This is a genomic window from Haloarchaeobius lipolyticus (assembly GCF_051208015.1).
GTDB lineage: Archaea > Halobacteriota > Halobacteria > Halobacteriales > Natrialbaceae > Haloarchaeobius.
On record NZ_JBPKGF010000001.1, the window covers coordinates 391,649 to 410,113 of the forward strand.

The window sequence follows — 18,465 nt, forward strand, 5'->3', positions numbered from 1 at the left end:
TTTTTCACCGGCCGTGAGCGGCTGGTGTTTCGGGCCTACCGACCAGGAGACGACGCGTCAAGTTCGATGGCCCCGGGTGCAGCAGACTCACAGTCGAACGTCTGAGAACCCTCCTCGACGACGACCGTCCTGGTCGAATCAGCGAGCGTACTGGATCCATCCCGGAGGCGGAATCGAAGCGTCGCCGTGTCTCCGATAGCGAGCGTCTCGTCGTCCTCGACCAGCCAGAACAGCTGGACTCGCTACCGGCCCACGCCGGAGACCGACTCGGTCGTGGACTTTCCCGACTCGACGAGCGTCACTTCGAGGACGTAATCCGCGTCGGTGCGGGGCCAGTGATGCCGGTTGAGCGGCGTCGAGACGTGAACGGAGCCGTACGTCCCGACCATATCGCCAGGCGTTCCTGCGGAGGTACAGGTGTACGAGGAGGCGGTTCCGTCTCCGGGCATGTCCATGTCGTCGTTCAACCGCACCGAGAGGTCGACCTCCTCGATGCTCCCCTCGCCAGCAACCCCGCCGAACGGGAGGCCACCGACCAGCAAGATGCCGATTCCGGCCGCTGAAAGGAGTACGATCGCGCCGATCGCGGCCAGTCCGATGAATCGGCCGTGAACCGGGGGACGGAGAGCCACATCCGTGATTCGTGACAGTGATACAAACAGTTACTGGTGCCCGACGTCACCAGCGGGACACAGCCGACCGTCCTCAGCCCAGATACCAGTCCTTCAGCGTCTCCGCGAACACCGAGACGTCCTCGGTCTTTATCAGCTTCAGCAGCGCGAGCTTGTTCGACTTGTTCGCCTTCTGGAGCACTTCCTCGGGCGTGGCGGCGATGTCCCGAAGCAGTTCGTCGTATCGCTCGTTCGAGCCACGGTACAGGAGTTCGGTCATGAACAGCCGGCTCTTCGCCCGCGGTGCGACCCGGGAGTGCCAGAGCATGTCGTAGATGGACATCTGGTGGGCGGAGGTGTCCTGTTCGCTGTGGGTCAGGACGCGGTCGGCCGTCGTCGCCGCCGCGCGGCCGGAGCGCATGCACTTGTCGATGCCCTCGCCCCAGAGCGGGTCGACGGTCGGGACCGTGTCGCCGATAGCCATGAAGTTGTCCGTACTCAGCTGGTTCGGGAGCTGGATGTGTGCCGAGCCGCGGTGTTGCTTGCCCGCGATGCGCTCTGCGTTCTCGAAGCGCGGGTCGGTGTCCATCCAGTACTGGAGGTAGTCGTCGATGGTGTAGCCCGACTTCGCGTTGTGGCGGTGCGCGGAGTTCTGGATGTAGCAGACGCCGACCTTCGCGGTGTCGGCGCCTGTGTGGAAGATCCAGGAGTAACCGCCAGGTGCGATGTCGTGGTCGAGACGGAGCATCATCGTGTCGGTGAGGTCTGCGTACCCCTCGCAGTCCAGTTCGACACCCTCGAGCTCGAACTCGATACCGATGGCCTGTTTCTCACGTTTGAGGTCGCAGACGTCGAGCGCCTTCGCGATGGGTGCGCTCGGGCCGGTAGCGTCGATGACGATGTCACCGTAGACCTCCTCGGTCCGGTTGTAGGTGACGCCGACGATCTCGCCGTTCTCCATGATGGGCTTCGAGACGCGGGCGTCGAACCGGTACTCGGCGCCGTCGGCGCGGGCCTCGTCGACCAGCCAGTTCTTGAAGTCGGCGAACTCGAGGACTGCGCCGGGCTGGTACCGCTTGTAGTGGTGGTTCGGCGACTCCAGAACGACGTCGTCGGTGAAGTTCATCACCACGTCGTCCGGGATGCCGAAGTGCGACATCGTGGACGGGAACGTCCCCGCCGTCGACTTGTTGCTCCTGCTCGGGAACTCTTCCTCGGTCTCGGTCTCCAGGACGACGACGTCGTACCCTCGCGACGCGAGGTCGCGTGCCGCCTGTCCGCCCGCAGGGCCCGCCCCAGCGATGACCACATCGTATGTTCGAGTCATGATAGAGTATACCTCATCGCGACGTACCGGTTCGCGTGTTGTGATGGCCTACTGTCCCATCAATGTAAGTAGTTCTGATTTCGGATACTCACCGTGACCGTCACGTGTGCGGTGCGTAGAAGTCGGCGACGAAGGTCCCGTCTCGCGCGGGGGCGGCCCAGAATCAGGCGATGTCGCGCGAGGTGTCGATGGCGACCTGGTCGGCGAGTTCGAGTTTGACGGTCTCTGTGAGGGCGGTTCCCCCGCGGAACTTCGGCACGGCGAGGCGGTTCTCGAGTTCGGTTCCGCGAACCTGCGTCGTCAGTTCGAACACGACGTCCGACATGTGGAGCGTCGTATCTCGATTCTGTGGGACGTGCGTTCCGTCGAGACAGTGCAGGAACGCGATGGAGCCGGTGTTGACCATGTGGTTCTGGAGCTCGGTCATGAAGCTCCGGAATCGATTCCGGTCCCCGCGCTCGAGTACGTCCGCCGTGTCGATGACGAGGTTCGCACCCTCCGGGAGCGCGCGGATGAGCCGGTTGGCCTGGTCGAGCGGTTCGGAACCGGAGATGTCGCGGACGGTCGGACTGCCGACCGGCGCGTTCGTGTTCTCGATGGCGTCGCGGACGGCCTGGTCCGAACGCTCCGTCGTCAGGTAGAGCGTGCCACGAGCGGCGGTCAGCTCGTAGAGCAGTAGCTCCGACTGGCTCGCGGGGCTGGCGCTGAACGCTACGATGGAGCCCGGCGGCAGCCCCCCGTCTAACTTCCGGTCGAGCACGTCGATTCCTGTTTCCAGCCGGCCGGCCATTACGTAGCCTCGTAGACAGTCACCACCTAAATAACTGTATGCCTGAACAGTCGTGCCGTAATACGTTCGTAGGCCTGCCAGACCGCTTCGTCGGCGAGCGGTCGCCGTGCCGATGGGATGGCGCCGAGGACGGGTGCAGCGAGGAACTCGCCGATGCCGTCGGGAACGCGCGTCGAACAGGTGAGAACGACACCACAGCAGGTGACGCCGAGTTCACGGGCCATCGCCGCCGTCTTCGCGGTATCCCAGAGTGACTGCGGGGACGTGTCGGTCACGAGCAGAACCGCATCGGCCGACCGAAGCGGCGTCACCGCTCCCGGTCCGGCTCCGGCAGGGGTATCGACGATGGTCAGACGGTCGTCGGCGGTGGCGAGGGCTGCCAGCGCGTCGGCGACCGAGGACCCGATTTCGGCGGGTGGCGCAGGGACCACTCGAACCCCTGGATACTCCGCGGAGACGAGGTCCGGGGGTGGGTTTCCGGCCAGGACGGTCGCGAGCGTCGGTTCCCGCTCACAGCCTGCCATCGCGTGCAGGTCGGGCATGTCGTAGTCGGTGTCGACGACCCTGACCGGCCGGCCTCGGCGGGACAGCGACGTTGCGAGTGCGAGTGTCGTGGTGGTCTTTCCGACGCCACCTTTACCGGAGGCGATGGCGAGCATGCCGACAGTGGAGCCGTCATCGTACATGAACCCACGGAGTAGACCGATGGTAAACACCGACGGCCGCTACGCTTATTCACGGTGGAAGAAAGGTTCGCCCTATGACACGGGACGGTGGTGCGGGAGGACGGACGGGGCTGTTCACTGCGGTCGGCTCGACGGTGGCGTCGTGGGTTGCACTGGGTCTCCTCCTCGTGCAGGCGGTCGCGTCGATGGTGGGGCCGTCTCCGGCTCTGGAGAGCCTGCCACCCGAGCTAGCCGCGGAGGTCGGTGCCACACGGGGGACGTTCGACAGGGTCGTCGACGTCCTACTCCTCGACGTCGGGAGGTCGTTCACGATGGCGCCCGACGAGTCGGCGTGGTCGGTCGTCGGGACGACGGTCGCGGACACCGGCACCCTGGTCGTCCTCGCGCTGGTTCTCGCGGCACTCGTCGCCATGCCACTCGTCCTGCTCGCACGGCAGGGGAACGAACTGGCCGGTCGAATCGCCGGTTACGTCGGAGCCCTTCCGACGCACGTCTGGTCGTTCGCCTTCTTCGCGCTGGTCGTCAACGACGTGGTACAGTTCCCGAGACGACCGATACCGGCCGACCCGCTCTCCATGGCGGTGCCCGCGCTGGTACTCGCGCTACCACTCGGAACCGGATTGGCCGGTCTGCTCGTGAGAGACGAGTCGCTCGCGGGCGGGCGAAGACAGCGGCTCCTGGAAGGGTCGCTCCGCGCGTCGTGGTTCGTCGGGGCGGTCGTCGTCGTCGAGAACCTCTTCGGCGTCTCTGGGCTGGGCTATCTCTGGATCCGGGCGCTCGGGACGGGAGACGTCCCGGTGTTCGTCGCCGCGACCCTCTCGCTCACGCTGCCGCTCCTCTTCCTCGGCCTCGTCCGTGACCTGGTCTGGACGTTGTTGGACGACGGCGAGCGGGGGAGCACCGCGACGGGCCGGAGACCGACCCAGGCCGACGGCGGTGTGTCAGCCGTCTCGCTCCGGTCAATCGTCGCGGCCGACAGTCGAGTCCGCGCCGGTCTCGTCAGCTTCGTACTCGCGCTGGTGGTCGGTCTCGTTGGCGCGGTCGCCACCACGCGACCACAGGAGCGGGTGTCGAGCGGATTCGAGCCGTCCCTGCTCACCTTCGACCTCTCGGCGGTCGCCCTCGTGACGTTGGTGGGCGTCCTTGTGGGGGGAGTCGGGCTATCCCTCGGTGTCGAGGCGCACCGGTCGGGACCGGTCGAGGGTATCGTCCAGGTGCTCACCGCTCCCGTACTGAACGTGCCTCTGCTGCTCGTCGCTGTGCTGAGCCTCGGCTGGACGGGACTGCTCACGACGGGAGACGTCCTGCAGGCGGAACTGCTGGTGGCACTCGTCGCGGGCATCGCACTCGCGGGTGCTGCGGCTCGCCTCACGGCACGCGGACTCACCGTGTACGCGAATCGGTCCCTCGCGACCGTCGCAGGGGCGGGCTGGCTGGCCCGCGCCGGGTCGGTTCTCGCGTTCGTCGTCGCCGACCTCCTCGTCGTCGGCGGGTTGCCAGGCCACGTGGGGCGGTCGCTGGTCGTCCGGATGGACCCGGTCGGTGGCCTGGCAGCCGCCCTCGTCGCCGTCACCTGGCCCGCGGTCTCGCTGCTGGTCGTCGGCAACGGCCTGCTCGACGCCGCGGTCGAGCGGTGAACCACAAACAGTGAGGTTCAAGGTCCGTGGCCGTGGCCATCCACCTGATGCGCCACGACCACCTGTTGACCGCGAAGCAACTCTCGCGGGACGACATCGAGACGGTGCTCGACCGCGCGGCCGAGGTCGACGCCAACCCGGCGGCGTTCGGTGAGCGCCACACCGGGAAGCTGCTCGGCCTCTGCTTCTTCGAGCCGAGCACCCGGACGAAGATGAGCTTCGAGACGGCGATGAAACGCCTCGGCGGCGACGTGGTCGACATGGGACCGGTCGACTCGTCGTCGGTCAAGAAGGGCGAATCCCTGGCGGACACGATGCGGGTCATCGAGGGGTACGCCGACGCGCTCGTCCTGCGTCACCCGCTGATGGGTGCGGCCAAGATGGCGAGCGAGTACGTCGACGTCCCGCTCGTCAACGCGGGCGACGGCGCGGGTCACCATCCGACACAGACCCTGCTCGACCTCTACACCATCCGCGAGAACGCCGGCCTGGACGACCTGACCATCGGCATCATGGGCGACCTGAAGTACGGCCGGACGGTCCACTCGCTCGCGAACGCACTGACCACGTTCGGTGCGAGCCAGCACTTCATCGCCCCGGAGTCCCTCCGCCTGCCGCGGTCGGTCCGGTACGACCTGCACGAGGAAGGCGCGAACGTCCGCGAACACACGGAGCTCGAACCCGTTCTGGCGGAGCTCGACGTGCTCTACGTCACGCGAATCCAGCGCGAACGCTTCCCCGACGAGAACGAGTACCAGCAGGTCGCCGGCCAGTACCAGATAGACGCCGAAACGCTGGAAGCCGCGAGCGACGACCTGACCGTCATGCACCCGCTCCCGCGGGTGGACGAGATCGCGCCGGACGTCGACGAGACCGAGTACGCGACGTACTTCGACCAGGCACACAACGGAGTGCCCGTACGGATGGCACTGCTGGACATGCTGCTGGAGGGTGAGCAATGACAGACGCAGATAAAGAGCTCCGCGTAGCCAAGATTCGAGACGGGACCGTCATCGACCACATCCGCGGTGGACAGGCACTGAACGTCCTCGCCATCCTCGGCATCGAGGGCGAGAGCGGCGAGCAGGTCTCCATCGGGATGAACGTCCCCTCGGACACGCTCGCGACGAAGGACGTCGTGAAGGTCGAGGGCCGCGAGCTGAGCCAGGACGAGGTCGACGTGCTGTCGCTCATCGCGCCGGACGCGACGATCAACATCGTCCGCGACTACGAGGTCGTCGAGAAACACCGAGTCGAACGTCCGGAATCGGTCTCTGGCGTGCTCTCGTGTCCCAACCACAACTGCATCACGAACGCGGACGAGCCGGTCGAGACCGAGTTCGAGGTGCTCAGAGACGGCGTCCGGTGTGCGTACTGCGAAACGATCGTCCGGGAGGACATCGCCGCACACATCCACGCCAGCTGACGCAGAAAGTATCGGTTTCGGTAACTTTCCACCAGGTGTTACTGTTTGTCGTCTCACACCGGTGCGGGACGAGTTCGACCCGGTTCACGAAGAAATAAATACCCGGGATGTGATTGTTCTGGTATGTCGAAGAAATTCAAACTGGTGTTCGCACTGGTCGCAGCCGTACTCCTCTACAAGATGGTCGCCGGCGGCTCAACCTCCACCGTCGAAGTCGACTACGACGTCGACGAGTAACGTCCGAACGACGCCCCGTTCTCGCTGATTTTCTTGGGTCCGGTCGAACGTCCTATCGGAGAGCGCGTGTGGTATCGAGTCACGAGGAGAGCCGCGGCCAGTATATAAAGACCTTTGATTCCAACGGTGATTACTTTTGGCCCCTCTGTCTGTACCTGTTCCTGCATGTCGACCTCAGGTGACGACCCCTCGGACCCCGCGACCTGCGGCGTAGACTGCGAAGATGGAACACCCTGTCGAAGAACCGTGTTCGGACCCAGACGACGCTGCTGGCAGCACGCCACGTACGAACTGCCAGACGAGTGATTAGACGGCTCTTCAGTCGGTTCGGGCTGGCTTCGTGGGAGGCACCCCCCTCGTTCGCTCCGCCCGGCCGACTGGGCTCGCTCCGGTTTCGAACCACTTACCCCGCTCACACTCCGTAGCCTCTGCTATGTACGGCGTCGTCACGCGCAACGAGCAGGAACTCGACTGGGCGGAGTTCGACCGCGGGTTCTACGAGGTGAAAGACGTGACCGGCAGGGCCGTCGAACCGGTCCCGGGAGCGGTGAACATGGTGTCTTGTTTCGGTGACACCGCGGCGGGCGAGGCCAAACCCGACCTGATCCCCGTCAGTGACGAGGGCGAGAAGGCGACGCGCGAGCAGCCCTACTTCGACTGGGGCTACATCTGCCCGTCCCGTGAACGCTACCGAGAGGGCCTGCTGGAGATGATCGAGGACTGCGCTGCGGTGAACGAGGACGTCCGGCTCGACGACGTGGGCTTCCCGCGGGCGGAGTACTGCTACTGTGACCACTGTGAGGAGGCCTTCGAAGAGAGCGGGTACGACGACCGCTACGAGTGGCGCGCCAGTGTCATCACCGAGTTCGTCGCCGACGCGGCGTCGCGCATCCCGGGCAAGACGTATCTCACGCTCTATCCCGACCCGTACCCGGGACACCTCTACAAACGAGCTGGACTCGACCTCGACGCGCTCGCCGAACACGTCGACGAGTTCGTCGTCCCGCTGTACGACATGGCCTACTCGACGACCTACTGGCTGGAGGTCATCGCGAGCGGTTTCCAGGACGCGCTCTCGAAACCGTTCTCCATCGAGCTCTACGCCGTCGACGTCGACATCGACAAGCTGGCCCACGCGACCGAGGTCGCCGACGCCTACGCGGAGGACGTCTACTTCGGGTACGACGCCAGTCAGGCACGGGCGACCATCCGCCGCATGAAGGCTGACTCGCAGGACGGAAAGTCGTTCGGCAGTCCGAAGTAATCGCCCGCTGCCGGTTCTCCGTCAGAGGTCCAGCCGCATCGAACGGTACGCCTGGTCCATCCCGTACGCCTCGAAGAACTCCCTCCCACGCCGGTTGTGGACGTGCACCGAGAGCGAGAAGAAACCGCAGCCGCGCCGCTCGCCCCACTCGACCAGTTCGTCGAGCAGGGCCGTCGCGACGCCTTCGCGACGGAACTCGGGTTTCACGTACAGGCCGTCGCAGTAGACCGCGGGCGGACGGTCGTAGATGGGCGGCGTCGGCGAGACGGCTCCCGAGACGTTGCCGACGAACTCACCGTCGTCGGCCTCGGCGACGATGAGGACGCGGTCCTCGTCTGAGAGCCAGTAGTCGATGTCGGGTTCGGTCCGGGCTTCGTCTGTCAGGTTGCAGTACTCGGGCTCCCGGTCCTCGGCCGCCTCGTAGGCGGGGACCAGGAGCTCGGTTGCGATGCGTTCGCGGTCGTCGGCTGTGGCCTGTCTGAGTTGCATCTCTCGAGTGTGGGTCGCTGGTGCTGGTGAGACTATCCGCAGGCGTGGTCCGTCAAGGGCGACGGGACCATCCGATGAGACGAGAAGGCGGTGTTGGGATACACCAAGTCAGCGGGAACGGGTCATCCTGTTCGATGAGTCACAGCTCTGGCAGATAAAACCACCAGTCGACGCCGTCGTAGCAAGAGCGTCGTCGGACGGCCGGGAGAAAGTATTTGTCGATACCCTGACAGCAGTTCGGTAACGATGGCCCTCCACTCCCGCGCAGTCCTCGTCGTGGTGCTCGTTCTGGTCGCCGGCTGTTCCGCCACGCCGTTCGGTGACTCGAATACCGAGACCCGCGAGCCGCTGTCGGTCGACACGCGGACGAGCGACGCCACGACGAAGACGGCAGCTACCTGGAGCCGCACAGACCCACCGACCACCGACGACGGCTTCTACCACGCGTTCACCTTCGTCGCGTACGAGGTCGAGCCGGCCGAGATCGCCAGGGAGTACGTCCCGCCCCGTTCACAACTCCACTTCTCGCAACGAACCGTCGCCGACGAGCTGTTCGAGAACGGGAGCACGACGGCCGTCTCGATTCACCCGGTGAGCGCCGACAGCGACCGGGCGTTCGACGCCTTCGACGACGGCGCGTTCGTGCGAGAGAACGGGACCTACTACCGGGTGAGCGCGGAGATCGTCGGCGAACGGACCGCCGACGGCTATCAGATGCACTTCGAGGGCCCGATTCCCGAGGACCGTGAGGACCGGTACGAGCGGGCGAAGCGCGAAGCCGTCGACTGGGCGAACCTGACGACCGGAGACCGGGCACTGGTCGAACACGCCGCTCCATCCGACTCCCGGCGTTCTCACGCCGAGGTCTCGAAGGGGTTCTACTGGGCCCCGCCTGCGGGAACCGAGAGTGGCAGCCTCGTCGATGGCGACCGACACTACGTCCGACACGAGGGCGACCTGTTCCAGGTCGAGCGGGTTCGAAACCGGTCGGTCGTTCGGTACCAGGTCCGGTACGAGCTCGTCAAGGTCGCGTCGTCGGGCGAGTCGTTCGCCGAGTCCTCCCTCGGAAACCTCGTTGTCCCGTTCGACGACTCGAACAGCTCGGAATCGGGTGCGGACTCGCTCGGAGAGGACGGAAGACGGGTCCTGCTCGACGCGCTCACGACCGGGATGGTCGACTGGGACGGAACCTCCTCGACGGTTCCCGACGGTTACCGGGAGGCGGCCCGTTGGATCCGAGAACAGCCGGGCGGCTCGCGGTCCTACGTCGAGTACGAGGGCGATATCTACCTACTGGAGGTCAGAGAAGTCGTTGAGTGAGCCGTTGAACTCGCTACGGCAGTTCGCGGTCTCGCCACGACTGCAGGTCCTTCCGGTCCCGGGTATCCTCTGGAAGCTCGGCGAACCAGCGCGCAGCCGAGATCTCGCCGTCGGGGTCCGCGACCTCCGGCTCGGTCGTCTCGGCGTGTGCCGCGTACACGGGGAGGACGCCGGTCATCGACTGGTCGCCACTGACGATGCGGAGCCGGGTGAGGATGGCCAGCCCGTCGTAGCTCACCTCGACGCCGGCCTCCTCTTCGAGTTCGCGTCTCGCGGCCTCGGCGTAGGATTCGTCCGGTTCGACTCCGCCGCCCGGGAGTACCCAGAGGTCGACGCCCTCGTGCCGCACGAGCAGTATCTCGCCGCTCTCGCGATAGACGATGGTGTGGGCCCCGTAGGGGGCGCCGGTCCGGTTGGTTCGCTCTGCTAGCGTCTGGAACCGCCGGCGTGAGACGTATCGGGTTCGGGTGGTCTCGACCATGCCGTCGTGCTGGTCGGCCAGCTCGTGGTACGCCTGTTCTCCCCGCTGGTTCGCTTCGCGGGCGAGGTACCAGAGGTCGTCCACCCGCGTCATCTGGACCGCGGGTTCGGGCACAGCTCTGGGCCGACACGCGAGAGAGACGGAGTGGCGAAAGTGTTCATTGATGCACTCTACCGTACGGGTCGGCAAAATCGCTTCGGCTCAGACAGTTTCGCTATCACGGCTATCTTCGGTCCCGGCACCACCACCCGCTTCCCCCTCCCTTTCAAACGTGGAAGTACAACTCCTATCCGTATGACGTCCGCACTGTTCGTCGTCAGCGAGGAAGGTTACTGGGCAGAGGAATGTATCGAGCCGCTCACCACGCTCGACGGTGCTGGCGTGGACGTGACCGTCGCGACACCCTCGGGCGACCCGCCGGTCGTCGACGAGCGCTCGCTCGACCCCGACGACATCGGCGAGGAGGAAGCAGAACGGCTTCGTGAGATCCACGAGACCGACGAGCGACTGAACGACCCCGTTCCGGTGGCCGGCGAGGACGCGGCCGACTACGACGCGGTCGTCTTCCCCGGCGGTCACGGGACCGAGTGGGACATCAACCAGGACTCGGACGCACGGCGGCTGCTCAGTGACGCAGTGGCCGGCGACTCAGGCGTCGCCCTCGTCGTCTGTCACGCCGTGGGAATCCTCGGATTCGCCCACGACGACGACGGTCGCTACCTCGTCTCCGGCCGGGACGTCACCGGCTTCCCCAACGAGTGGGAGGAGGACATCGTCGACGAGTACGACCGGATGCCCGACGGGCGGAAGCTCCCGTACTGGGTCGAGGACGAGGTCATCGCCGCGGGCGGCAACTGGGACGCCGAACTCGACAGCGACACGAGCGTCACAGTCGACGGCGACCTCGTGACGGCCCGCGGCCCCGGCTCGTCCGCAGCCGCGGCGGAGACGCTGCTCGACCAGCTCGGTATCGAGGCCGACGCCTGACGCGAGAGTCGCCGACCGTCGTGGTGCGACCGCCAGCAGCAGACGCGAATCAGTCCCTTTTTAATCGGGCCGTCGGTAGGTCGAGTCATGAGCTTCGAGGAAGACGACCGCGTCATTCTGCACGACAAGCACAGCGAGTTCGACGGCATGACGGGCACCATCACGCAGGTCATGGAGTCGATGTTCGGCGAGGCCACCTACACCATCCAGTTCGAGGACGGGCAGGAGCAGGGCATCCCGGAGGACCAGCTGGAGGCCGCCGGCGACGAAGACGCCGAGGAAGACGAAGAGTAACTCTCGCTTTCGATGTCGAAGGTTCCGTTCCACTACGTCGACCTGCGCGCCTTCTGTTACGCCACGGAGGACGAGAAACGCGTCGAGGAGGCGCTCCGCTACTACCTCCCAGAGGAGTACGAGGTAGAGCGCATCGAGAACACGGGCCATCACGGCGACCGCATCGTCATCTTCTCGGCCCGAGTGGAGAACGCGGACGACGTGCGACACGTCCTCTCGCGAGTGGCGGAGCTATCCGACATCGAGGGCGTCATCGGCGAACTCGACCAGCGAGTGACCGACAACTGCGAACTGTTCTTGCGACTCGACAAGCAGGCCGCCTTCGGCGGTGAGACCGAACTCGGGCAGGGCATCACCTTCCGGGCGAAGGTCGAGGCCTACCCGGCCAAGAAGGAGGCCGCCGTCGAGAACGCGCGAGAGACGCTGGAATCGCTCCGCGAGGAGTGACCATGCGCCTGTACGAGGCCGTCCACGCCCACCCCGACGGCGAGGCGACCGTCTCGCGACTGGCCCACACCGCCGCCGAGTACGGCTACGACGGCATCGTCGTCAGGAACCACGGCGACGCTCGAGCCGACTACGACCACGAGCGAATCGCTGAGGAGTACGACATCGACGTCGTGCCCGCGCTGGAAATCCGCGCGGACAACCCGTCGCAAGCGTCCGGCTACGTCGGCAACTACCGACGCCAGTATCCCCTCCTCCTCTGTCACGGCGGCACCGTCCAGCTGAACCGGTTCGCCGTCGAGAACGAGCGTATCGACGTCCTCGCCCACCCGATGCGACGAGAGGGCGACTTCAACCACGTGCTGGCGAAGGCCGCCGTCGAACACGGCGTCCGCGTCGAGTTCAACTTCCGGAACGTGCTCCGGCTCACGGGCGGGGGACGTGTTCAGACCCTCCGCTCGCTCCGCAAACTCCGCGAACTCGTCGAGAAGTTCGACGTCCCGTACGTCGTCAGCGGCGACCCGGAGTCGCACCTCGAGCTGCGCGCCTCGCGGGAACTCGCCGCCCTCGGCGAGCACGTCGGCTTCTCGGCCGACCAGATACGCGAGGGGCTGGCCGAGTGGGGTCGCCTCGCCGACCGCAATCGCGAGCGAGACTCCGAGGGATTCATCGAACCCGGGGTGCGTAGAGGTCGGTATGAAGAGACCGATTGAGGAACACGCCGCCCGCTTCGACGAGATGGCCGGCCGGTACGACGACGAGGTCAACGACACCGACGAGTACCGCGCCTGCGTCTCGCTCGTCCTCGAACACGCCCGCGACGGCCTGACGGACGAGGACACCGTCCTCGACCTCGGCTGTGGCACGGGCGCCATCGGCCTCTCGCTCGCCGAGTACGCCGGCCGCGTCGTCTGTCGTGACATCAGCGAGGGGATGCTGGAGACCGCCGAGGAGAAAGCGACCGAGGCGGGACTCGACAACGTCGAGTTCGGGACCGGCTCGTTCCGCGAGCCGAACTTCGACGGCGACGTCTCCGTCGTCGTCACCAACTTCGCGATGCATCACCTCTCCGACGAGGAGAAACGCGAGGCCATCCAGGTCATCGCCGACCTCGGCCCGCGAAAGTTCGTCCTCGGCGACGTGATGTTCTTCGGCGAGCCCGACCCGGACGAGCCGTTCTACACACCCGAGGTCGACGACCCCTCGACAGTCGGCCACCTCGCCGACGCCTTCACCGACGCGGGGTTCGTACTCACCGCCGTCGAACCCGTCCACGACCAGGTCGGTGTCCTCGTCGGCGAGCGCGTCGATATCCCGCCGGTCGAGGACTGAACCGGCGCCCGAACCGATGACAAACCACCGAACCAGCCAATGAAACACCTCCCCAAACACCTCCGGCCGCGCTGGCGCTACCTCGCCGTGCGACTGGAGTCGACCCCAGACGCGAGCTTCGACCGCGGCGACTTCCAGCGAGAGCTGTGGTACGCCGCCCAGAACCTCGTCGGCGACGTCGGGAGTGCCGACGCCGACTGTACCGTCGTCCGGTTCGAGTTCTCGAACGGAACCGGCCACGCGGTCGTCCGCGCCCATCACGGCGAAGCGGACACCGCCCGGGCGTCCCTCGCGTGTATCGCCTCGGTCAACGGTGACGCCCTCGGCGTCGCCGTCACCGGTGTCTCCGGCACCATCCGTGCCTGTGTGGAAAAGTACTTAGGAAGTCCGTCGGAAGGACCGACCGAGAGAACGGTCGCGTTCGAGTCGGACGACCGTCACGCCGTCGAGCGAGATTCCGTGCTCGACGTCCGTGTCGACGGCGACTACATCGGCGCGACGAACCTCGATTTCGAGTGACACTATGCAGGGACAAGCTTCACAGCAGGCGTACGACCGGGGTATCACCATCTTCTCCCCGGACGGTCGCCTCTACCAGGTCGAATACGCCCGCGAAGCGGTCAAGCGGGGTACCGCCAGTATCGGCGTCAGAACGAACGAAGGGGTCGTCTTCGCCGTCGACAAGCGCATCCGCTCCGACCTGATGGAGCGGACCAGCGTCGAGAAGATACACAAGGCCGACGACCACATCGGCATCGCGAGCGCCGGCCACGTCGCCGACGCCCGCCAGCTCATCGACTTCGCCCGCCGGGAGTCCCAGATCAACCAGCTCCGGTACGGCGAACCCATCGGGGTCGAGACGCTCACGAAGCGCGTGACCGACCACATCCAGCAGTACACGCAGGTCGGTGGTGCGCGCCCCTTCGGTGTCGCGCTCATCATCGGCGGCATCGAGGACGGTGAACCGCGACTGTACGAGACCGACCCGTCCGGCACGCCGTACGAGTGGAAGGCCCTCGCCGTCGGCTCCGACCGCGGCGACATCCAGGACTACCTCGAGGAGCACTACGACGAGGAGGCCGACCTCGACGGCGGTATCGAACTGGCGCTTCGCGGGCTCGACACGGTGACCGAAGGCGGTCTGCGACCCGAAGGGCTCGGGCTGGCGACCGTCGACGTCGAATCCGAGCGGTTCGTCTCGCTGACCGACGACGAGGTCGAGGAGTACCTGGTCGAGTTCGACCTGCTCGCGAGCGAGGAAGACGAGGACGCGGACGACGACGCGGACGTCCAGTAATCCCCGTCCGGCCATCGGTGCGGGAAACACCTTTTTAACTGCCCGACGTACAGTTCAGGTATGATTTCACTCGACGAGGCCGTGACAGCGCGACTCGAATCTCACGGCGCACGATTCGAGGTACTGGTCGATCCGGACGCCGCACTCGCCATCAAACGCGGCGAGTTCGAAGGCGAACTGGAGGACGTCATCGCGGCGGAGGACGTGTTCGAGGACGCCTCTCGGGGTGACAGACCCGCGGAGGAGGACCTCGAGAAGGTCTTCGAGACGACCGACCCCCTGAAGATCATCCCGGAGGTCATCAAGCGCGGGGAGATACAGATAACCGCCGACCAGCGCCGCGAGATGCAAGAACAGAAGCGCAAATCGCTCATCAACAAGATCGCCCGGAACGCGGTCAACCCACAGATGGACAACGCGCCGCACCCGCCGGAGCGAATCGAGTCCGCCCTGGAACAGGCAGGGTTCAAGGTCGACCCGATGGAGCCCGTCGAGAGCCAGGTCGACGACGCGCTGGACGCGCTGCGGCCCGTCATCCCCATCCGGTTCGACGAGGTGACCATCGCGGTGCACGTCCCCGCCGATTATGCGGGCAGTACACAGGCGCAGGTCCGTAACTACGGCGAGCTCGAACGCGAGGAGTGGCAGAACGACGGCTCGTGGGTGGGCGTCGTCACCTTCCCCGCGGGGATGCAGAACGACTTCTACGACATGGTCAACGACCGGACCAGCGGGACGGCCGAGACGCGCATCATCAAGGACGAAGACGACCTGAAGACGCGGTGAGTCGAGGCGCCACGCACGACGAGAACTGACCCGTTTTCGATACGTTTGGGTGGGGACGTAAGGGCGGTGCGGCCGTTCGCTCCAGTACGCACCGACCGAGCGTCATGACAGCGAACACATCATCCGAGGTCGACGACGACGGCGGCCAGTCCACGACTCCCGGTGACGGCCAGGGTGTTCCGGGCTGGCGACGGTTCCGCCAGTCCGTTCTCCTCGGCGCCGACCGTCGGCTCGTCTGGACCTCCCTCGTCCTCGCGATGTTCCTGTTCGTGTTCGGGATGGGATGGGCCGGACTCCTCGGAGTGACGAAGAGCAGCGCCGTGACGCCCGTGTTCAGCGCGACCATCACCGGCGTCTTCACCATCGTGAGCATAGTGCTCTCCATCAACCAGCTGGTCCTCTCGCGGGTGCTCGGGTCGCCGGGCGAACTGTCCGAGAAGATGGACGGCTCCATCGAGTTCAGGGAATCGCTCGAGGATCGGGCCGGGGTGAGTGCCGCCCCGACCGACCCCGGCGAGTTCACCCGCCTCATCGTCGACACGCTCCAGGACCGGGCCGGATCGCTCGACGAACGACTGAGCGACGACGGAGACGACGTGGCCGAGCAGGTGCACGAGTTCGCCGAGGCCATCGAAGAGTACGCCGACAGCGTCGAGGAGAAGCTCGACGGGCGCGACGACGAGACGTTCAACGTGCTCTCTGCGGTGTTGATGGACAACTACTCGCAGAACATGCGACAGGCGCGTCACCTCCGCGACGCGCACGAGGACGACCTTTCGGAGTCGGCCCTCTCTGATCTGAAGGACATCAGGGAGTTGTTGCGGACCGTCGGCGTCGCGAGGCAGTACCTGAAGACGCTCTACGTCCACCAGGAACTCGCCCGGCTCTCGCGGCGGTTGCTGTACGTCGGGGTCCCTGCACTAGCCGCGATGTCGGTGACCGTTCTGGGGTACGGTCTGTCGAGCGGCCCACCCGTGTCCGGCACCCGACTCCTGCTCGTCGTCGCCTTCTCGCTCGCAATCGGGTTCGCTCCGTTCGCCGTGTTGTTCGCCTACGTACTGCGAATCGCGACGATCGCGCGGCTCACTGCGTCGATCGGTCCGTTCACACCGAAAGAAGAGTCGCCCGGTAGCTGAGAACTATCCTTTCTTGAAGCCGAGCAGGAACCCACCGGTGAAGCCCGCGCCGACAGAGAGCGTTGAGATGATCGGTTCGATCCAGCCGGCCTGTACGTCCGTTCCACCTTCGGCGGCCTTCAGTATCCCACCCGAGAGTTCGTCCCACTTGACCGAGATGTAGCCCTTCGACTCGAGGAACTTGAAGAGCGCGAGTTCGAGGCCGACGAGGACCGCGATGAGCTTCGCGATCTTCTTGGCTGCGAATCCGATGACGGCCCCGATGACCGCACCGGACCCGAACTCCAGCCCGAGTTGTTGTGGGTCCAATCCTAGCGGAAGCATAACGGAATACGTACCGTACGTTCGAATAAGTCTTTTGGGCGTCCCTGCGGGCGAATTCCCGCCTTCGAGCGCACCGACGGTCTCGGATTCTGTAGGACCATCTGTACAGCCACCCTGGCAAGAGATTGAAGAGGTACGGGACGCAAGAGACGACTATGGACCGCCGTCGCACAACGGAGGTGCAGGACCGGCACGGTTAGCACGGCCTGCCGGGCGGGCTGTGCCCCGTCCGGAGCGCGAACCGCCACCACGACCGCCAGTGCCGACAGCGGAGGGACGATAACGTTCTAATGAGGGCAATCATCGCGAAACGAGTCGACACCGGGACCGCAGATACGACCGAGATACGGGAGCTCGCCCACGCCGCAGGCTACGACGTGGTCGCCGAGCTGACCCAGTCGCGGTCCGCAGACCCTGCACTCCAGTTCGGAGAGGGGAAGGCGGACGAGCTGGCCGCGCTCGCCAGGCGTGAGAACGCCGAGACGGTCATCTTCGACAACCGGCTCGGCCCGTACCAGATGTACAACCTGGGACAGAAGCTCCCCGACGGGTGTGGGGTCATCGACCGGTTCACGCTCATCCTGGAGATATTCGGCCAGCGGGCCCAGACCCGCAAAGCACAGCTACAGGTCGAACTCGCGGAACTGCGCTACGAACTCCCGCGCGCCGAGGCGAAGACGAGCCTCGCGAAGCGGGACGAACATCCCGGATTTATGGGACTTGGCGAGTACGACGACAGCCGCGAGCAGGACATCAAGGACCAGATCAGCCGCATCCGGGACGAGCTCTCTCGCATCGAGCAGACCGAGGAGAACCGGCGCGAGCGTCGCCACGAGGCCGGCTTCGACCTCGTCGCACTCGCCGGCTACACGAACGCGGGCAAGTCGACGCTGATGCGACGGCTCGCGGCCGACCTCGACGTCGACGAGAACGAGGACGTCCACCCCGACCTCGACCAGACCGCGGAGTCGGAGGACCGGCTGTTCACCACGCTCGGGACGACCACCCGGCGGATGGACCTGGAGCCGCGAGACGTCCTGCTGACGGACACCGTCGGTTTCGTCTCCGACCTGCCGCACTGGCTCGTCGAGTCGTTCAAGTCGACGCTCGATTCGGTCTACCGGGCGGACCTCGTCCTGCTCGTCGTCGACGTCTCCGAGCCGGTCGAGGAGATACGCGAGAAGCTGGTGACGAGCCACGACACGCTGTACGAGCGCAACGAGGCGCCCATCGTCACCGTCCTGAACAAGATAGACGCGGTCGGCGAGGAAGAACTCGAAGAGAAGCGCGCCGCGCTCGCCGCACTGGCACCGAACCCCGTCGCGGTCTCCGGCCGCGAGGGACTGAACATCGACGCGCTGTACGACCGCATCGTCGACGAACTGCCCGAGTGGCAGCGGGAACGGCTCGTCCTCCCGATGACCGACGACACGATGAGCGTCGTCTCGTGGATACACGACGAGGGGAACGTCTTCGAGGTGGACTACGGCGACGACGACGTGCTCGTCGACTTCGAGGCGCGGCCGGCCATCGTCGAGCAGGCACGGGCGAAGGCGGGCGAGCTGTCGCCGTCGGTCGAGTCGATCTGAGTGCC

At 65.7% G+C, this 18,465-nt stretch carries 22 protein-coding genes; 15 read left to right on the forward strand and 7 right to left on the reverse strand.

Features of this window, described 5'->3' with window-relative positions:
- Positions 1 to 242: 242 nt before the first annotated feature.
- The 4 genes from ACSC1Y_RS02135 to ACSC1Y_RS02150 form a co-directional block, all read right to left on the reverse strand.
- The gene (locus tag ACSC1Y_RS02135) at positions 243 to 632 is read right to left on the reverse strand and encodes a hypothetical protein (protein WP_435332945.1); all 390 of its coding nucleotides are present in this window, start codon (positions 630 to 632) and stop codon (positions 243 to 245) included.
- A gap of 73 nt (positions 633 to 705) precedes the next feature.
- The gene (locus ACSC1Y_RS02140) at positions 706 to 1,938 is read right to left on the reverse strand and encodes a digeranylgeranylglycerophospholipid reductase (RefSeq protein ID WP_435332946.1); all 1,233 of its coding nucleotides are present in this window, start codon (positions 1,936 to 1,938) and stop codon (positions 706 to 708) included.
- A gap of 163 nt (positions 1,939 to 2,101) precedes the next feature.
- Positions 2,102 to 2,728, reverse strand: coding sequence for an RAD55 family ATPase (locus ACSC1Y_RS02145; protein WP_435332947.1), 627 nt, complete (start codon positions 2,726 to 2,728; stop codon positions 2,102 to 2,104).
- Positions 2,729 to 2,754: 26 nt separating this feature from the next.
- On the reverse strand, positions 2,755 to 3,414 hold the full coding sequence (locus ACSC1Y_RS02150; protein ID WP_435332948.1) for a MinD/ParA family ATP-binding protein: 660 nt from the start codon (positions 3,412 to 3,414) through the stop codon (positions 2,755 to 2,757).
- A 74-nt stretch (positions 3,415 to 3,488) separates the two neighbouring features.
- Here ACSC1Y_RS02150 and ACSC1Y_RS02155 point away from each other — a divergent pair, with 74 nt between their 5' ends.
- From ACSC1Y_RS02155 to ACSC1Y_RS02170, 4 genes are all read left to right on the forward strand, one after another.
- The gene (locus ACSC1Y_RS02155) at positions 3,489 to 5,051 is read left to right on the forward strand and encodes a hypothetical protein (protein WP_435332949.1); all 1,563 of its coding nucleotides are present in this window, start codon (positions 3,489 to 3,491) and stop codon (positions 5,049 to 5,051) included.
- 47 nt (positions 5,052 to 5,098) lie between these two features.
- A complete protein-coding gene (pyrB, locus tag ACSC1Y_RS02160) occupies positions 5,099 to 6,013 on the forward strand; it encodes an aspartate carbamoyltransferase (protein WP_435333169.1) in 915 nt (304 codons plus the stop codon).
- Positions 6,010 to 6,477, forward strand: coding sequence for an aspartate carbamoyltransferase regulatory subunit (pyrI, locus tag ACSC1Y_RS02165; protein WP_435332950.1), 468 nt, complete (start codon positions 6,010 to 6,012; stop codon positions 6,475 to 6,477). Before pyrB ends, pyrI begins: the two co-directional genes overlap by 4 nt.
- A gap of 670 nt (positions 6,478 to 7,147) precedes the next feature.
- On the forward strand, positions 7,148 to 7,978 hold the full coding sequence (locus ACSC1Y_RS02170; protein WP_435332951.1) for a hypothetical protein: 831 nt from the start codon (positions 7,148 to 7,150) through the stop codon (positions 7,976 to 7,978).
- Positions 7,979 to 7,999: 21 nt separating this feature from the next.
- On the opposite strand, the gene ACSC1Y_RS02175 is transcribed toward ACSC1Y_RS02170, so the two are convergent.
- On the reverse strand, positions 8,000 to 8,467 hold the full coding sequence (locus ACSC1Y_RS02175; RefSeq protein WP_435332952.1) for a GNAT family N-acetyltransferase: 468 nt from the start codon (positions 8,465 to 8,467) through the stop codon (positions 8,000 to 8,002).
- 246 nt (positions 8,468 to 8,713) lie between these two features.
- Here ACSC1Y_RS02175 and ACSC1Y_RS02180 point away from each other — a divergent pair, with 246 nt between their 5' ends.
- A complete protein-coding gene (locus tag ACSC1Y_RS02180; protein WP_435332953.1) occupies positions 8,714 to 9,787 on the forward strand; it encodes a hypothetical protein in 1,074 nt (357 codons plus the stop codon).
- A gap of 13 nt (positions 9,788 to 9,800) precedes the next feature.
- Here ACSC1Y_RS02180 and ACSC1Y_RS02185 read toward each other — a convergent pair whose 3' ends face one another.
- A complete protein-coding gene (locus ACSC1Y_RS02185; protein WP_435332954.1) occupies positions 9,801 to 10,361 on the reverse strand; it encodes an NUDIX domain-containing protein in 561 nt (186 codons plus the stop codon).
- Positions 10,362 to 10,562: 201 nt separating this feature from the next.
- Here ACSC1Y_RS02185 and ACSC1Y_RS02190 point away from each other — a divergent pair, with 201 nt between their 5' ends.
- The 9 genes from ACSC1Y_RS02190 (at position 10,563) to ACSC1Y_RS02230 (ending at position 16,547) form a co-directional block, all read left to right on the forward strand.
- Positions 10,563 to 11,255, forward strand: a complete 693-nt coding sequence (locus tag ACSC1Y_RS02190) for a type 1 glutamine amidotransferase domain-containing protein (protein WP_435332955.1) — start codon at positions 10,563 to 10,565, stop codon at positions 11,253 to 11,255.
- 87 nt (positions 11,256 to 11,342) lie between these two features.
- A complete protein-coding gene (locus ACSC1Y_RS02195) occupies positions 11,343 to 11,549 on the forward strand; it encodes a DUF1918 domain-containing protein (RefSeq protein WP_435332956.1) in 207 nt (68 codons plus the stop codon).
- Positions 11,550 to 11,561: 12 nt separating this feature from the next.
- A complete protein-coding gene (locus ACSC1Y_RS02200) occupies positions 11,562 to 11,996 on the forward strand; it encodes an RNA-binding protein (RefSeq protein WP_435332957.1) in 435 nt (144 codons plus the stop codon).
- An 8-nt stretch (positions 11,997 to 12,004) separates the two neighbouring features.
- Positions 12,005 to 12,709, forward strand: a complete 705-nt coding sequence (locus tag ACSC1Y_RS02205) for an RNase P subunit p30 family protein (protein WP_435333171.1) — start codon at positions 12,005 to 12,007, stop codon at positions 12,707 to 12,709.
- Positions 12,693 to 13,328 (forward strand): class I SAM-dependent methyltransferase, encoded by a 636-nt coding sequence (locus ACSC1Y_RS02210; protein ID WP_435332958.1) that lies wholly within the window; start codon positions 12,693 to 12,695, stop codon positions 13,326 to 13,328. Before ACSC1Y_RS02205 ends, ACSC1Y_RS02210 begins: the two co-directional genes overlap by 17 nt.
- A 39-nt stretch (positions 13,329 to 13,367) precedes the next feature.
- Positions 13,368 to 13,847, forward strand: coding sequence for an Rpp14/Pop5 family protein (locus ACSC1Y_RS02215; RefSeq protein WP_435332959.1), 480 nt, complete (start codon positions 13,368 to 13,370; stop codon positions 13,845 to 13,847).
- A 4-nt stretch (positions 13,848 to 13,851) separates the two neighbouring features.
- A complete protein-coding gene (gene psmA / locus ACSC1Y_RS02220) occupies positions 13,852 to 14,625 on the forward strand; it encodes an archaeal proteasome endopeptidase complex subunit alpha (RefSeq protein WP_435332960.1) in 774 nt (257 codons plus the stop codon).
- 60 nt (positions 14,626 to 14,685) lie between these two features.
- A complete protein-coding gene (locus ACSC1Y_RS02225) occupies positions 14,686 to 15,411 on the forward strand; it encodes a ribosome assembly factor SBDS (RefSeq protein WP_435332961.1) in 726 nt (241 codons plus the stop codon).
- A 104-nt stretch (positions 15,412 to 15,515) separates the two neighbouring features.
- On the forward strand, positions 15,516 to 16,547 hold the full coding sequence (locus ACSC1Y_RS02230; protein WP_435332962.1) for a DUF7972 family membrane protein: 1,032 nt from the start codon (positions 15,516 to 15,518) through the stop codon (positions 16,545 to 16,547).
- Positions 16,548 to 16,550: 3 nt separating this feature from the next.
- Here the strand turns inward: ACSC1Y_RS02230 and ACSC1Y_RS02235 are convergent, their stop codons facing one another.
- A complete protein-coding gene (locus ACSC1Y_RS02235; RefSeq protein ID WP_435332963.1) occupies positions 16,551 to 16,871 on the reverse strand; it encodes an FUN14 domain-containing protein in 321 nt (106 codons plus the stop codon).
- Between the two features lie 290 nt (positions 16,872 to 17,161).
- On the opposite strand from ACSC1Y_RS02235, the gene hflX reads away from it, so the two are divergent.
- Positions 17,162 to 18,460 (forward strand): GTPase HflX, encoded by a 1,299-nt coding sequence (gene hflX / locus ACSC1Y_RS02240; protein ID WP_435332964.1) that lies wholly within the window; start codon positions 17,162 to 17,164, stop codon positions 18,458 to 18,460.
- Positions 18,461 to 18,465 lie beyond the last annotated feature (5 nt).